This is a genomic window from Serratia sp. Z4, from assembly GCF_009900725.1.
In the GTDB taxonomy this organism is placed as follows: domain Bacteria; phylum Pseudomonadota; class Gammaproteobacteria; order Enterobacterales; family Enterobacteriaceae; genus Serratia; species Serratia nematodiphila.
On record NZ_JAAABD010000001.1, the window covers coordinates 1,012,581 to 1,027,329 of the forward strand.

The 14,749-nt window shown below is 56.9% G+C and carries 13 protein-coding genes and 3 tRNA genes; 9 read left to right on the forward strand and 7 right to left on the reverse strand.

Annotation, left to right across the window (positions count from 1 at the left end; genetic code table 11):
• Window positions 1-210 precede the first annotated feature (210 nt).
• From uvrY to GT753_RS04965, 6 genes are all read left to right on the forward strand, one after another.
• Complete coding sequence (uvrY, locus tag GT753_RS04940; RefSeq protein WP_004927947.1) at window positions 211-867, forward strand: UvrY/SirA/GacA family response regulator transcription factor; 657 nt, start codon at window positions 211-213, stop codon at window positions 865-867.
• Window positions 860-2,692, forward strand: coding sequence for an excinuclease ABC subunit UvrC (gene uvrC, locus GT753_RS04945; RefSeq protein ID WP_015377403.1), 1,833 nt, complete (start codon window positions 860-862; stop codon window positions 2,690-2,692). Before uvrY ends, uvrC begins: the two co-directional genes overlap by 8 nt.
• A gap of 58 nt (window positions 2,693-2,750) precedes the next feature.
• Entirely contained in the window at window positions 2,751-3,299 is a 549-nt protein-coding gene (gene pgsA / locus GT753_RS04950) for a CDP-diacylglycerol--glycerol-3-phosphate 3-phosphatidyltransferase (RefSeq protein ID WP_004927937.1), read from the forward strand.
• A 144-nt stretch (window positions 3,300-3,443) separates the two neighbouring features.
• Window positions 3,444-3,519: transfer RNA gene (locus tag GT753_RS04955), tRNA-Gly, on the forward strand.
• Window positions 3,520-4,232: 713 nt separating this feature from the next.
• A tRNA-Cys gene (locus GT753_RS04960) sits at window positions 4,233-4,306 on the forward strand.
• Between the two features lie 10 nt (window positions 4,307-4,316).
• Window positions 4,317-4,402: transfer RNA gene (locus GT753_RS04965), tRNA-Leu, on the forward strand.
• Between the two features lie 178 nt (window positions 4,403-4,580).
• Here GT753_RS04965 and GT753_RS04970 read toward each other — a convergent pair.
• Entirely contained in the window at window positions 4,581-5,921 is a 1,341-nt protein-coding gene (locus tag GT753_RS04970) for an anaerobic C4-dicarboxylate transporter (RefSeq protein ID WP_075684798.1), read from the reverse strand.
• A 237-nt stretch (window positions 5,922-6,158) separates the two neighbouring features.
• Between GT753_RS04970 and GT753_RS04975 the strand changes: the two genes are divergently transcribed.
• From GT753_RS04975 to GT753_RS04985, 3 genes are all read left to right on the forward strand, one after another.
• Window positions 6,159-6,611 (forward strand): PaaI family thioesterase, encoded by a 453-nt coding sequence (locus tag GT753_RS04975; RefSeq protein WP_004927931.1) that lies wholly within the window; start codon window positions 6,159-6,161, stop codon window positions 6,609-6,611.
• A 141-nt stretch (window positions 6,612-6,752) separates the two neighbouring features.
• Complete coding sequence (locus GT753_RS04980) at window positions 6,753-7,034, forward strand: hypothetical protein (RefSeq protein WP_004927927.1); 282 nt, start codon at window positions 6,753-6,755, stop codon at window positions 7,032-7,034.
• Window positions 7,000-7,551 carry a hypothetical protein gene (locus GT753_RS04985; RefSeq protein WP_004927924.1) on the forward strand — a complete coding sequence of 184 codons (552 nt, stop codon included), beginning with the start codon at window positions 7,000-7,002 and terminating at the stop codon, window positions 7,549-7,551. Before GT753_RS04980 ends, GT753_RS04985 begins: the two co-directional genes overlap by 35 nt.
• A 57-nt stretch (window positions 7,552-7,608) precedes the next feature.
• Here GT753_RS04985 and GT753_RS04990 read toward each other — a convergent pair whose 3' ends face one another.
• The 6 genes from GT753_RS04990 to GT753_RS05010 all read right to left on the reverse strand — a co-directional run bounded on the left by GT753_RS04990 (window position 7,609) and on the right by GT753_RS05010 (window position 14,674).
• Window positions 7,609-7,878 (reverse strand): hypothetical protein, encoded by a 270-nt coding sequence (locus GT753_RS04990; protein ID WP_004927920.1) that lies wholly within the window; start codon window positions 7,876-7,878, stop codon window positions 7,609-7,611.
• A gap of 96 nt (window positions 7,879-7,974) precedes the next feature.
• On the reverse strand, window positions 7,975-8,112 hold the full coding sequence (locus GT753_RS25680) for a hypothetical protein (protein ID WP_162138956.1): 138 nt from the start codon (window positions 8,110-8,112) through the stop codon (window positions 7,975-7,977).
• Window positions 8,113-8,247: 135 nt separating this feature from the next.
• The gene (gene proP, locus GT753_RS04995) at window positions 8,248-9,750 is read right to left on the reverse strand and encodes a glycine betaine/L-proline transporter ProP (protein ID WP_015377406.1); all 1,503 of its coding nucleotides are present in this window, start codon (window positions 9,748-9,750) and stop codon (window positions 8,248-8,250) included.
• Window positions 9,751-10,163: 413 nt separating this feature from the next.
• The gene (locus tag GT753_RS05000) at window positions 10,164-11,531 is read right to left on the reverse strand and encodes a TolC family protein (protein WP_160125321.1); all 1,368 of its coding nucleotides are present in this window, start codon (window positions 11,529-11,531) and stop codon (window positions 10,164-10,166) included.
• A gap of 3 nt (window positions 11,532-11,534) precedes the next feature.
• Complete coding sequence (locus tag GT753_RS05005) at window positions 11,535-13,472, reverse strand: MacB family efflux pump subunit (protein ID WP_160125322.1); 1,938 nt, start codon at window positions 13,470-13,472, stop codon at window positions 11,535-11,537.
• Window positions 13,469-14,674 (reverse strand): efflux RND transporter periplasmic adaptor subunit, encoded by a 1,206-nt coding sequence (locus GT753_RS05010; protein ID WP_118911662.1) that lies wholly within the window; start codon window positions 14,672-14,674, stop codon window positions 13,469-13,471. The genes GT753_RS05005 and GT753_RS05010 overlap by 4 nt, the downstream gene beginning before the upstream one ends.
• Window positions 14,675-14,749 lie beyond the last annotated feature (75 nt).

A 14,749-nucleotide genomic window follows, 5' to 3' on the forward strand; every position in this document is an offset into this window, starting at 1 on the left:
AGCGCGACGAAATTATTTTCGTCGCCCGATCTTTTCCGACGTGACGATTTATCGGCGGCATAGACGGCTAAAATTGAAAAATCAGCTCTGCTCCGCAAAGTTATTCGGAAGTATGTATTAATCTGTGTTCATTCTTGTCTGAAAAACAAGTAATATCTCTGGCGAAAACAGAGGCCGATTGCGTTACTCCCTTTTTTTGGAGATTTTTCCTTGATTAGCGTTCTTCTTGTTGATGACCACGAACTGGTGCGCGCAGGGATACGACGCATTCTTGAAGATATCAAAGGTATAAAAGTTGTCGGTGAGGCTCAGTGCGGTGAAGACGCCGTAAAATGGTGCCGCGGCAACGCTGTCGATATCGTGCTGATGGACATGAATATGCCGGGCATTGGCGGGCTGGAAGCCACGCGCAAGATTGTGCGTTATGCACCCGACGTCAAAGTCATCATGTTGACCATCCATACTGAAAACCCTTTGCCCGCGAAGGTGATGCAGGCGGGTGCCGCCGGTTACCTGAGCAAGGGCGCCGCGCCGCAGGAAGTGATTAACGCCTTGCGTTCCGTGCATGCCGGGCAGCGCTATATCGCGTCTGATATCGCACAGCAGATGGCCCTGAGTCAGTTGGAACCGCAGGCTGAAACGCCGTTCAGCTGCTTGTCTGAACGCGAGTTACAGATCATGTTGATGATCACCAAAGGCAAAAAAGTGAATGAGATCTCGGAACAACTGAGTCTCAGCCCGAAAACGGTGAACAGCTACCGTTACCGCATGTTCAGCAAACTGAATATCAGCGGCGACGTCGAATTGACTCACCTGGCCATCCGACATGGATTGTTCAATGCGGAGACGTTGTTAAGCAGTGAATGACCGTTTTGATGCCAAAGCCTTCCTGAGTACCGTCACCAGCCAGCCCGGCGTCTACCGTATGTATGACGCCACGGGTACGGTGATCTACGTCGGTAAAGCCAAAGACCTGAAAAAGCGTCTCGCCAGCTATTTTCGGCAGCAGGTCAGCAGCCGTAAAACCGAGACGCTGGTTAAAAATATCGCGCAAATAGACGTAACGGTTACCCACACCGAGACAGAAGCGCTGCTGTTGGAACATAACTACATTAAATTGTACCAACCGCGATATAATGTTCTTTTGCGAGACGATAAATCTTACCCGCTGATTTTTCTCAGTGCGGATACCCATCCCCGTTTGGCTGTGCATCGCGGCGCCAAACACGCCAAAGGCGAATATTTCGGGCCTTTCCCCAACTCTTACGCCGTGCGCGAGACGCTGGCGCTGCTGCAGAAGCTGTTCCCAATCCGCCAGTGCGAAAACAGCGTGTATCGCAACCGTTCGCGTCCGTGCCTGCAGTATCAGATCGGCCGCTGTTTGGGGCCTTGTGTTGCCGGGCTGGTGAGCGAAGAAGAGTACCGGCAGCAGGTGGATTACGTGCGGCTGTTTCTTTCTGGCAAAGATCAGCAGGTATTGCACCAGCTGATTGAGCGTATGGAAGAAGCCAGCAAACTGCTTAATTTCGAAGAAGCGGCGCGCATTCGCGATCAAATTCAGGCTGTGCGCCGCGTCACAGAACGGCAGTTCGTGTCGGGCGACAGCGACGATCTGGACGTGATCGGCGTGGCGTTCGATGCCGGTATGGCGTGCCTGCACGTGCTGTTCATCCGTCAGGGCAAGGTGCTGGGCAGCCGCAGCTATTTCCCTAAAGTGCCGGGCGGCACGGATATGGGTGAGGTGGTGCAGACCTTTGTCGGCCAGTTCTATCTGCAAGGCAGCCAGGCGCGTACGCTGCCCGGCGAGATCCTGCTGGATTTCAGCCTGCCGGAAAAAGACCTGCTTGCGGAATCGCTCTCCGAGTTGGCGGGGCGCAAGATCCAAATTCAAAGCAAACCGCGCGGCGATCGCGCCCGTTATCTGAAACTGGCGCGCACCAACGCGGCAACGGCGTTGACCACCAGGCTGTCGCAACAGTCGACGATCCATCAGCGGCTGGCGGAATTGGCCAAAGTGCTGAACCTGACGGAAATCAACCGTATGGAGTGCTTCGATATCAGCCATACCATGGGTGAGCAGACCGTGGCTTCGTGCGTGGTGTTCGACGGAAACGGACCCGTGCGAGCGGAGTATCGGCGTTACAATATCAGCGGCATTACTCCTGGCGATGACTACGCGGCGATGACGCAGGTGCTGAAGCGCCGTTACGGCAAGGCGCTGGAAGAGAAAAAGATCCCGGATGTCATCTTCATCGACGGCGGTAAAGGGCAGCTCGGCATGGCGATCGACGTATTCAAATCGCTGAATGTTACCTGGGACAAGAATAAGCCGCTGTTGATCGGCATCGCCAAAGGCGCCGACCGCAAGGCAGGGTTAGAAACGTTGTTCTTCGTGCCGGAAGGTGAAGGGATTTCTCTGCCGCCGGATTCGCCGGCGCTGCATGTGATCCAACACATCCGCGACGATTCGCACAATCATGCCATTACCGGTCACCGGCAGAGAAGGGCGAAAGTCAGGAATACCAGCGCATTGGAGCTGATTGAAGGCGTAGGGCCGAAACGGCGCCAGGTGCTGTTGAAGTATATGGGCGGACTGCAACCTTTGTTGAACGCCAGCGTGGAGGAAATTGCAAAAGTGCCGGGTATTTCACAAGCATTGGCAGAAAAGATCTACAATGCATTGAAACACTGAGGGCAATGTAGCAACATACTCTTAATTTCCACTCTAGCCAGATAGTTACCGTAGCATTATGCAATTGAATATACCGACTTGGCTTACCCTGTTTCGCGTAGTTCTGATCCCATTCTTTGTGCTGGCGTTTTATCTGCCGTTCAACTGGGCTCCGATGGTTTGCGCCGTTATCTTTGTGTTTGCCGCCGTCACCGACTGGTTTGACGGCTTCCTGGCACGTCGCTGGAAACAAACGACGCGCTTCGGGGCGTTTTTGGATCCGGTCGCGGACAAAGTGATGGTGGCGGTGGCGTTGGTGCTGGTGGCTGAGCACTACCACAGCTGGTGGATCACGCTGCCGGCGGCCACCATGATCGCCCGTGAAATCATCATTTCGTCGCTGCGCGAGTGGATGGCGGAAATTGGCAAACGCAGCAGCGTGGCGGTGTCCTGGATCGGCAAAGTGAAAACCATGGCGCAGATGATGTCGCTGGTGGGCTTGCTGTGGCGGCCGGATCGTTCCGTAGAGTATGTGGCGATTGGCTTGTTGTATATCGCGGCGGTGCTGACTTTCTGGTCGATGTTCCAATATTTGAACGCGGCACGCAACGATTTGCTGGAACCGTGATCGATACGCTGCAAAAAGCGGCAAACGATCGTGGTGTGCCAACAATTTTATTGACTCATCACGTCAGGTAAGTAGAATGCATCGCATCAGACGACAACGATGAATTGCCGAAAGATAGCAAAGAAATCAGTCAGTTCTGGTAATGCGGGAATAGCTCAGTTGGTAGAGCGCAACCTTGCCAAGGTTGAGGTCGCGAGTTCGAGCCTCGTTTCCCGCTCCAAACATTAGCCTGTTGAATTTTCGTGATTCGGCAGGTAAGAAAAAGGGGCTTCGGCCCCTTTTTCGTTTTCTATTCCTTTGCCGTCCGGCGAAACCTTTCTTCATCTTCCTACATCGACTATTGTCCCTATATCTCCTGCCATTTTCATACCGCAGGATGCCTCCTGAAAACAGGCACATTTGATTGGACATCGTGTCGATGCTCTGTGGGGTATTGATGCCGACCCATCGTGCGGCGTACAACCCGATGTGAGTCTCCAGCTCTGCAGTTGCGTTGGTCGTTCAGGGCGGCGGTATCGAAGATTGCGCGATCTCCCCATGATGATGCTTTGCCCGGTACCCCATGATCATAAGCAAATGAAAAGCCGGGGAGGGCACGGGTAAGCGATTCCTGTCGAGAAAAAAGATCCGATTTGCCCGTGAATCCCTAAGCCGATGCATATAAAATCAACATTCCGCTTGCCTTTCCGTTGGCATTGTGAACAGTGCGCCCACAAAATAAGCAGTTGAAAGCGTTAGAGAACTTTTTGCTATTTCGGGGGGTTGCCAAGGTGGGGGGTTTAGTCCATAATGCAGTCCATCGATTCGGCGGTAACGAAATAAATTACTTAAGAATCAGATGATTAAGATAAGCGATTTCAACATCGCGATTGAAAAGAACAAAACGAAGTGGGTGAATCACCGGCTTTGGCCTGAAAAGGCAAACAGAATAAAGGCGCGTTAACAAAGCGGTTATGTAGCGGATTGCAAATCCGTCCAGTCCGGTTCGACTCCGGAACGCGCCTCCAACTTTCCCGAGCCCGGGTGGTGAAATCGGTAGACACAAGGGATTTAAAATCCCTCGGCTTATGGCTGTGCGGGTTCAAGTCCCGCCCCGGGTACCAGGGAACAAAAATACCGAATAATCAAAGCAATAAGTAGTAATGTCGTAGACCGCCGAGAGGCGGTTTTTTTGTTTTTGTAATTCGCATTACCCCCGCATTCCTTCCTGTCTTGGCATGCCTTATACCCATGGATTGTCATCCAGCTTGCAGGGAGCCCCGCAGGGCTCCGAAGTACAACTCATAAGAAACCGAACGCCGCAGCGAGGATCCAGCCGAAGACGCAGGAGACGCTGACGCCAATCAGGCCGGGCAGAATAAAGCTGTGGTTGATCACGAAGCGGCCGATGCGGGTGGTGCCGGAGCGGTCGAACTGAATTGCCGCCAGATCGCTGGGGTAGGTCGGTAAAATATAATAACCGTAGCAGGCCGGCGCTGAAGCGACGATATAGGCCGGGTTGACGCCGATCGCCAGCGCCACCGGCACCAGCGCCGCCAGCGCGGCAGCCTGCGAATTGACGAATTTCGACACCAGCAGCAGGATCAGCGCATAGGCCCAGGGGTACTCTTTCACCAGCACGCCCAGCGTGGCTTCTATCTGCGTCAGGTGCGCGCCGAACATGGTTTCCGCCATCCAGGCGACGCCATACACCGCCACGATGGCAATCATGCCGGAACGGAACACCTCGTTTTTAGAGATAGACGCCGGGTTGGTGCGGGTGATGATAACGATCAACGCCCCGGCCATCAGCATGCACATCTGGATCACCAGAACCATGGAGAGCGGCTTGCCGCCGAAGCTGGGCCGCAGGCCGGAAAAGGCCCCCAGCACCGCCACCAGGGCGATGGTGGCGAGGAAAATCCACATGGCGATCCAGTTGCTGCGCGGCAATACCCGGTCCAGCAGGGTAGCGGCGTCGCCGTAGACATAGCGATGGTTCTCCGGCACCGATATGAACTTCTGGAACTCCGGATCTTTGTCCAGGTCTTTGCCGCGGAACCAACTGAAGATGCCGATCGCCAGAATGCCGCACAGCGTTGAAGGGATGGTGATAGACAGCAGATCGAGGAATTCCAGATGGCGGCCATTGAAGGTGTAGCTGCTGAGCATTGCCACCAGTGACACCACCGCCACCGAGACCGGGCTGGCGATAATGCCCATCTGCGCGCCGATCGAACTGGCCGCCATCGGCCGTTCCGGGCGGATATTATTTTTGATCGCCACGTCATAGATGATCGGCAAGATGGTATACACCACATGGCCGGTGCCGCACAGGATAGTGAGAATACAGGTGACGAAGGGGGCGATGATCGAGACATAACGCGGGTTGCGCCGCAGCATCCGCTCGGCGATCTGCAGCATGACGTCCAACCCGCCTGAGGCTTGCAGGGTGGCGGAGGCCGCCACCACCGCGATGATCACCAGCATCACGTCTACCGGCGGTTTGCCGGGCTGCAGGTGAAAGCCAAACACCAGGATCATCAAACCGATACCGCCCAGTAACCCCAGCGCAATGCCGCCCTTACGCGCCCCATACAGCAGGCATGCCAATATAACCGCTAATTGCAGAAAGAAATCCATGATAGATACGCCTTAATAATGTTGAACTTAACTGCGTTCAGTTTCCGGCGGTGTTTACAGTAGAAAGTTGTTTTAAATCTAAAGGCGCTAAAAAATTGTGGTTATTAGCTCTAAAGAGTGATGACGGTCACGTTCAGAGAATCTGAAGAGCAGGCGGCTGACGACATCAGCACGAAAAAGCAAGTTAAGAGGTCAGACCTCTCCTATATAACCGGTTTACCACCAGAGGAGAGAGCAATGGATCCGACAAAAATGACCGGGCTGGCGTTATTACAGGCTGCGATGGCTGGCAAGATCCCACCGGCCTCGATCGCTGAAACCGTGCCCATGAAACCGGTCGCGGTGGAAGAGGGGTATATCCGCATCGCGGCGCGGGCCGACGGGCGCCATCTGAATCCACTGGGGGGCGTACATGGCGGTTTCGCCGCCACGGTTTTGGACTCGGTGACCGGTTGCGCGGTGCACAGTACGCTGGGCGCGGGGATTGGCTATGGCACCGTCGATCTGCAGGTTAAAATGTTGCGCCCTGTGCCGAAGGAAACTGATCTGATCGCCGAGGGGCGTCTGGTCTATGCGGCGAAGAACGTCGCTTTTGCTGAAGGCACGCTCAAAACGGCGGAAGGGAAGCTGCTGGCTTCGGCAACCGCCACTTGCTTTATTATTCGCCCCACCGAACAAGCACCGCAATAACCTGCTTTTTATCGGGCTTTGGGCTATCAACCCGGAGCCGGATGCATTTATCTTCGGCTGCATGCCTTGCTGCGCTACGATGGCAGGCGCGATACGCCATTGTGGTCTAGTATTCTTGGGTGAAAATTTATCGGGGTGATTATGCAGCCGTATAAAGAGGTTGAGTTTGATCATGAGCTTTGTCTGGCGATCGGCAAAGCCGTATTAGACGTGGTGGCGCAGGGGGAAGAAACCAGCGCTCCGGCGGTGATGAACGCGATTGAGCGGTCGGTGGCGCAGGGTCTGAATGACGACGAAACCGCCATCGCCGACGACGCCCTGGATGTGATGGCTCGTCTCATCCACGGTTTCAGATTCATTAATCTCGCGGGTGAAGAGGATACTCCCCATGCATTGGTTGAATTTCAAGCGCTACAAGAGTGACGTTGCCAAACAGGCCGTGCCGCCGCATTTGAATGCGGCTGAATTTGCGCGGCATTACGCCGACAAGCCGCAAGCCGATACGGAAGAGTACCTTTCGTTGAGCGGGGAGATGTGCTGGGATGCGGTGGTGCTTTGCGCTCACCGTTCAGGTGCGCTCAGCAAGGCGAAATACAAGCAGCTGTGGCTGACGGTGTTCGATAAGCAATATAAACATTTCGTCAGCCCTGATGATACCGAGATCCGCACCATGGCGGATATGCTGCGCGCGCCGCAGGGATGTTTTATCGGTATATTTTCCATGCGCGATGCGGCGGCGCCCCGATTGCTGCATGCCATGATCGGCACCGGTGCGGGATTTGCCGCGGGCAATAAAAATCTTTGCATCGGCGTGGGCGGCGCGGTCGGTTGGGAAAATCTCAATCTGGCGCGCGATCTGCGCTGGCAGCCGGAAGGCGGTTTTTTACGCCAGGGCGACAACGAAGTGCTGCGCATTTTTTATCGGCCTTTCCCCGCCTGAACCACCGGCCGCAGGCTTTTTAGGATAAAAGACCGCCGCCCGGCGGTTTTTTGTTGCTTACTTAAACCCGCCGTTGCGTATGAACTCGAGACCGGCGGTGGTGATCCGCGTTTGGTGCGGATCGATATCATAGTTGTTCTCGTCGATGTCGCTCATCACATAGGCTTGTATCAGCCCCTTGGTTTTAAGATAGGCGAAGGGATCGGCGAAGGCGTGCGGGCTGGTGGCGTCCTGCTTCCACAGTTCGTAGGTTTTTTCATCCAGCGTGCCGGGGTGATTGGCGGCCAGGTGGGTCAGGATCTGATTGTAGAACTCATAGTCGGTCATGATGCGGTCCTCTTTATCGCGAGCGACAGTCTCGGAAAATGGCGTAACGTCTATCAATCATAGCCGAAGTTTCCCACCGCCTGCGGCGGCGTCGGGTTAGCCGCGTTGGCTTTCAATCCAGTGAAACAGACGTGAAATGCTGAAGGTGATATCGCCAATGTTGAAAAGCGCGCCGAGCCACAGGGTCAGCATCACCAGGATGCCGATAATGATGGGAAGGTCCATTTTGCTCATGATCATGTTCTTCATCAATAAAGAGTGTGCGGCAAAGCGTACCACCAATCCTGATTGTCATAAAAATGCGCTGCGCATTATTTCTTTTGAAATCAAAGTAAAAAAGCCACCCAAACGGGTGGCTTTCAGCGGCGATCAGTCCAGCTTGGGGTGCTGGTCTATCAGGATCTGCTTTTTCTTTTCCAGCTCGGCGATCTGCGCGTTGATGTCCTCGACTTTCTGTTCGATGTTGTCGTAGGTCTCCTGCAGCAGTTCTTTCGCTTCGGTACGGTCAGAAGCGGCCGGCGTCGCGCCGCGCAGCGGCTTGTTGGCGGTCTCTTTCATGTACAGACCGGTGATAAGACCGATCACCGCCACAACCATCAGGTAGTAGGCCGGCATGTACAGGTTGCCGGTCGCTTCGACCAGCCAGGCAGCGACGGTCGGTGTCGCACCGGCGATCAGTACCGAAATGTTGAACGAAATCGCCAGCGCGCTGTAGCGGATGTGCGTCGGGAACATTGCCGGCAGAATCGAGGCCATTACCCCGGTGAAGGAGTTGAGCAGCACCGCCAGCACCAGCAGGCCGACGAAGATCAGGCCGATGACGTTGCTGTTGATCAAAATGAAGCACGGGATCGCCAGCGCCAACAGGCCGATGCTGCCGCCGATGATAAACGGCTTACGACCGATACGGTCGCTGGTCAGGCCGATCACCGGCTGCACGAACAGCATGCCGATCATGATGGCGATGATGATCAGAACGCCGTGATCCTCCGAGTAGTGCAGGTTATGCGACAGGTAGCTCGGCATGTAGGTCAGCAGCATGTAATAGGTCACGTTGGTGGAAATCACGATACCGACGCACACCAGCAAACTTTTCCAGTGTTTGGCCGCGATCTCTTTGAACGAGGTTTTCGGCGGATTTTCGATGGCGTTGCGATCCTCTTTCTCCATCTTATCCACGTGCTGCTGGAACGCCGGGGTTTCTTCCAGCGCATGGCGCAGATAGAGACCGATCAGGCCCAGCGGCGCGGCGATGAAGAACGGAATGCGCCAGCCCCAGTCGAGGAAGTTGGCTTCGCCGACGATGCTGGAGATCAGCACCACTACGCCTGCGCCCATCACAAAGCCGGCGATGGAGCCGAAATCCAGCCAGCTGCCCATAAAGCCGCGTTTGCGGTCCGGTGAGTATTCGGCGACGAAGATCGCCGCACCGGAATATTCACCGCCGACGGAGAAGCCCTGCGCCAGTTTGGCCAGCAGCAGCAGGATCGGGGCCCAGATGCCGATCGACGCATAGGACGGGATCAGGCCGATACAGAAGGTGCTGACCGCCATGATGATAATGGTGACCGAGAGAACTTTTTGCCGGCCGAACTTGTCGCCCATGGCGCCGAAGAACAGACCACCGAGCGGACGCACCAGGAAGGGCACGGAGAAGGTCGCCAGCGCGGCGATCATTTGTACGCCGGGAGAGGCGCCGGGGAAGAAGACCTGGCCAAGCGCATAGGCGACAAAGCCGTATACGCCGAAGTCGAACCACTCCATCGCGTTGCCCAGGGCCGCCGCGGTGATCGCCTTCTTGAGTTTGCTGTCATCGATGATGGTGATGTCGTTAATGTGCATCGGTTTATGTCGTTTTTTTCTTAACTTCATATAATCATCCCTTAATGAATTATTCGTTGTTCGTGAAAGCGCAATCTCCGTTCACTGTTGTTTTTGAGTTATCAAATCGGCTAATCGAATCGCGATTCAAAACGATCCATTATCCACATTTAAGTTGTGATGTGGATCGCAAAATAACCTCGCTTATGCCGATGTTATGTCATTTAGGTGACTAATTATTTTGCATCTATAGCTTAACGTTATATCTTGCGGCGATCAAATCCAGCAGTTTAACTTAAGTATTTGCACCGATTTGGTGCGAGATTGGTCTAATAATTGCGCGATTTGGCGATTTTTCGTCTGATTGACGATGCTTCAAGTATAGAGAGTTCGGGAGATAAAACAGGAAAAATTGATGTGTTTGCCGTCAAAAAAGACCCGGCCCGATGGCCGGGCCGGTTGGATTATGGCGCCGACGAACCGCCGAATTCCAGATAGATTTTCGCCAGATTCTGGTACTGCGCGAAGCGGTTTTCATCCACCGCCAGTTCCGCCTGACGGCGTTGCTCCTGAGCGTTTAGCCAGTCGGTAATGGTGACGGCGCCCTGCCGGTAGCGCACCTCGTTCAGCCGCTCCGATTTGCGCGCCAGCGCCAATGAGGCGCGCAACTGCGTCTCCTGCGCCAGCAGCTGCGTGCGCAGTGACAGCGCATTGTTCACATCGCCCATCGCTTTGTACAGCGCCTGCTTGAAGGCCAGAACTTGCTGTTCATAGTCGTTGCGGGCGATCTTGATCTCCACGCCCATTTGCCGCCACTGCAGGAACGGCAGCGTCAGGCTGGCGCTGAGGCTGCCCGTCGGGTTGCGCAGGAATTCCAGCAGCGCGCTGCTGCTGGCGCCCAGTGAACCGGTCAGGCTGAACTCGGGATAGTATTGCAGACGTTTTTCATCGACGTTGGCCAGGGCGGCGCGCAACCGCAGCTCTTGAGCGCTGAGATCCGGGCGACGGCTCAGGACGCTGGCGGGAATGCCGGTGTTGATCTGCGGCATCGCCGCCGTCGGCAGGCGTGCGGGCGCGATGGTGGCCTGGCCCGAAGGCGCACCCAGCAGCACCGCCTGTTCGTTCAGCGCCTGTTGGCGTTCGTGCTGCAACGCCAGCAGTCGGCTTTCCTGCGTCAGCAAGCTTTGCTCCGCGTTCACCACGTCCAGCGCCGAGATGCTGCCGGCCTGATAACGGGCGTTGGCCAGCCGTAGCGTCGTTTTGGCATAGGCGATGCTCGCCCGGCTGACGTCGATCTGCTGATTGAGGAAGCCGATGCGCCAGTAATTCGTGGCGGCGTCGGCCAGCAGCGTCAGGCGCGCCGTTTGCAGATCCTGCTCGGAAGCCTGGCTGGCCCACTCGGCGGCGTCGCGCTGGCGTGCCAGTTTACCCCACAGATCGACTTCATAGCTCGTAGAGAGTGTCGCGTTGCTGGTTTTATTCCACGCGGAGGACTCGGACAGCGGGCGATTAATGCTGCTGCCTAATGAGGCGCTGACGCCGGGCGCGGTGCTGATGCCGACGCGTTCCGCCTCGAGCCGCGCGCGGTAAACGCGCAGCACGGCGGCGGCCAGATCGTTATTGCTCGCCATCACCAGTTGCAGCCAACGATCGAGCTCGGGATCGTGGAAATCGCGCCAGTCGAACGGCGTCGGCGCGGCGTTGTCGGCAGCGTATTGCCACCCCGCAGGATAGTTGACCTGCGGCGCCTGGTAGTCGCTTTTCAGGGCATTGCCGCAGCCGGCGGTGAGCAGGGCGGCGAGGCTTAACGCCAGGGGAGATAAAATTTTCATGGGTTACTCGCTGGCCAATGAAACGACCGGATCCATCCTTGCCGCTTTGCGGGCGGGGAGATAACCGAAGATCATGCCGATTAAGGTTGAACAGAAAAACGCCGTGGCGGCGGCTTGCCAGGAATAGATGGCGGTGAACATGCCGCCCGCCAGCGAGGTGAACAGCGACCCGGCGGCGAACGATAGCGCGATGCCCAAAGCACCGCCGATCAGACAGACCAGCACCGCCTCTATCATGAACTGTTGCATGATGTCGCTGCGCCGCGCGCCGACCGCCATGCGCACGCCGATTTCGTGGGTGCGTTCGGTCACCGAGACCAGCATGATGTTCATCACGCCCAGGCTGCCGATCACCAGCGCGATGGACGCCACCATCAGGATCAGCAGGCTGAAAGTCATTGACGTGCGTTCGATGGACTTTCGGATTTTATCGAAGTTGTACAAACGGAAATCTTTTACGCCATGGCGTTGGGTCAACAGCTGTGTGATAGCGGTGACGGCCGATTCGCTGGCGACATTGTCCTTTAGCCGAACGGTGATGCCGCTGAGCGTCGGTTTGCCTACCATGCGATACATCACCGTGCTGTAGGGCATCCAAACAGTAATGCGATTGGGCGCGTAGTTGCGATTGCTTTTCGCCACACCGATCACCCGTGCCGGCACCGAGCCGAGAAACACGATCTGGCCGAGCGGCTCGACGCCGAAATCGCCGAACAGCGCCTGGCGCGCATTGTCGTCGATGATCACTTCCTGCAGCGCATTACGATCGTCGCGGAAAGTCACGCCTTGTAACAGCTCGACGCCGTTAACGCGGAAATAGTCGCGCCCGACGCCGGTGATCGAGGCGGTGGCGGATTTGCTGCGAAAACGGATGCTGTCGGAAGCGTCTACTTCCGGGCTGACGCTGTCGATGAAGCTTTGCTGCGCCAGCGCGTCGGCATCGGCCGGCACCAGGGTGCGGATGCTGTCGATGGCGTCGTCGAAGAAATCGCGGCCCGGATAGATGCTTACCACGTTAGTGCCGAGATCTTTGAGGTTTTCCAGCGTGCGCTGTTTGGCGCCTTCGCCCAGCGCCACTACCGTGACCACGGCGGCGATGCCGAAGATGATGCCGGTCATGGTCAGCGCGGTGCGCAGACGATGAGCGTTCATCGCTTTCAGCGCCATGTGCAGCGATTCGCGGGTGCGGTCGATTAGGCGTTGCCAGCCGCTTTGCCGGCTGCGGTTCGGCGGCGGCAACGATGGGCCGGACGCCGATTTGCGGCCGCTGTCAGCGATGATCTTGCCGTCTTGCAGTTCGATGACGCGCTGCGCATGTTGCGCCACTTTCATATCGTGGGTGACGATCACCACGGTATGGCCGCGCTGATTCAGTTCGCTCAGGATCGCCAGCACTTCCTGGCCGGATTGGGTGTCCAGCGCGCCGGTCGGTTCGTCCGCCAGGATAATTTCGCCGCCGTTGATCAGGGAGCGGGCGATGCTGACGCGCTGCTGTTGGCCGCCGGAAAGCTGGCCGGGCTTGTGGTCTTCGCGTCCCTCCAGGCCTAACCGCGCCAGCAGTTGCGCCGCCCGCAGCCGCCGCTGATCGCGCCGGGCGTTGGCGTAGATGGCCGGGATTTCGACGTTGCCCAGCGCGCTGAGATCGGGCATCAGGTGATAGCGCTGGAAGATAAAACCGATATGTTCGCGGCGCAGGCGGGCCAGTTCGTCCGGCGACAGGTGGGCGGCGTTCTGGCCGCTGATGTAGTAATCGCCGCGATCCGGCACGTCGAGGCAGCCCATGATGTTCATCAGCGTCGATTTGCCTGAGCCGGAAGCGCCGATGATCGCCACCAGCTCGCCGGCGGCGATGGTCAGATCGATGTCTTTCAACACCGTTAACGCTTGACCGCCGTTGGTGTACGTTCGGCTGATGCCTTTTAGTTCGATGATCGCGTTCACAGGAAGATGCCATCCTCAGCCGATTTGGCGGCGGGCTGCGACAGCACCACGGTTTCACCGGCTTTCAGGCCGCTGAGGATCTGAATGTCGACATTGTTGGTGATGCCGGTGGTCACTTTGCGCGTTTCCAACCGCTGGTCCTGGGTCAGCACCTGCACCTGCTGCATTTCTCCTTCGGCTTTATGCACCGCCTGGATCGGCACCAGCAGGGTGTTCTTCGCGTCGCCGAGCAGCAAGGACACCTGCGCGGTCATGGCAATGCGCAGGCGGTTCTCCGGGTTGGGTACGTCCAGCAGCGCGTTGTAATAGACCGAGGCGTTCGAGGTGCCGGAGCCGGAAGCGGAGCTGGTGCCGGCGAGCGAATCGTCTTTCATCACCGATTCCGGCGCCAGCTCGATGGTGCGCAGCGTGGCGTCGTACCGTTTATCCGGATCGGAGAAAATAGTGAAGTACGCCTTTTGCCCCGGTGAAATGCGGGTGATGTCGGCTTCGGAGATCTGCGCCTTGATGGTCATCATATCCAACCGCGCCAGCTTGACGATGGTCGGCGCGCTTTGGCTGGAGTTGACCGTTTGCCCCTGCTGCGTGACCACGGCGATAACGATGCCGTCCATCGGCGCAACCACGCGGGTATAGCCCAGATCGATTTTTTTCTTCTCGACTTCGATCTGCGATTGCACCAACTGCGCATTGAGCGCCTGCAGATCGGCGCGAGTGGTGGCGAGCGAGGCTTCGGCAGTTTCGAAGTCTTCCCGCGAACTGGCTTCGTCGTTCAGCATGCGGCGCTGGCGTTTGAAACGCGACTCCGCCTGTTTCAGCAAGGCCTGTTTGGCTAACATATTGGCTTTGACTACGTTCAGCGCCGCCTCGGCGTTGCGCAGATCGTTGCGCTGTTGCAGATCGTCGATGTCGGCGATCGGTTGCCCTTTGGTGACGCGATCGCCCAGCTTGACCTTCAGCGATTTGACTTCGCCGGAGACGCGGGCGCCGACGTTGACGCGTTCGATGGCATCCAGCCGCCCGGTGGCCAGCACGGCGTTTTCGATATCGCCCAGGCGGGCCGGCGCGGTAACGTAATCCTGCTGCGGCGGGCGTTGCCAAAAGATGGCCAGCGCGACGGCGACGGCGATGAAAACGATGGCGGCGAGCAACGCCAGACGGCGGGAGGGGAGTTTCAGTGATGACATACTCAGGTTTTCCATAACGATAAAAGCGGCGGTTCCAGTCTGCCATCATGGCAGCGCCAGCTTGAACTGGCGCTAAACGTGAGGCGCTTT